Source organism: Vibrio sp. D173a, assembly GCF_030248475.1.
Genome location: NZ_JAHGAH010001383.1, coordinates 1 through 800 on the forward strand (window position 1 = coordinate 1; position 800 = coordinate 800).

General features: G+C 49.5%; 1 protein-coding gene. It reads left to right on the plus strand.

The genetic code is table 11. The features are described 5' to 3' along the window. On the plus strand, nt 1-800 hold an 800-nt coding region (locus KIV40_RS33520), incomplete at both ends, for a DUF2867 domain-containing protein (protein ID WP_285353732.1).

Below are 800 nucleotides of genomic sequence, written 5' to 3' on the forward strand. Positions count from 1 at the left end.
GTCAGCTATCGCAATCAATTTGCCCACATTGCCAAAACCGCAGATAGACCACTCCGCTTATGGGCGACGTCGTTACTGACTCCGACAATGGCCTCTTATTGGCTTGGTGTGGTGACATCCGTCCCTTCGAATATTGGCCGTGCCTTGCTCGCTGGGCTAAAACACGACTTCATCGCCAACTCTATCGCCATTCAAGAGCGCTACCCACAGCCTCTTATTCCTTTTAAAAAGATGGTTGAGCAAGCAATTCACTCCGAAGGTGAGTTTGTTAAAAGCAACGTCTGGGGCTTTGATAAAACCGCATTCAAACGCTGGCAAGCCGGCTACGGTTACTACCCAAAACAAACAGGTGCGACCATCAAGTCGACGGTTTCGAAAGAGCAGTTATGGCAAGTGGCGCAACAGATTGGCAGCCCTAAACAAGGTTACTTTTTTGCCAATGGCTTATGGCGCACCCGTGAATGGCTAGACTTGTTCTTTGGTGGCGGCGTACCAAAGCGCCAAGAGCCTGAAGGGCCAACACTCAAAGTGGGCGATCATATCGATTCTTGGAAAGTGATTCGCTGTGAAGAGAACCAGTTCCTATCTCTTCTATTTGGCATGAAAGGCCCCGGCCTTGGTCGCCTCGAGATAACAGTTTCCGACCTTGCCGAGAAAGATCAATCAAATAATCAAAGTGAACTCAACATCACCGCTTGGTGGCACCCGAAAGGCTTTCTAGGGTTGCTGTATTGGTTTGCCATGACGCCAGCGCACCTGTTTATATTTAAGGGGATGGTAAAGGCGATAGAAAGGCAGGC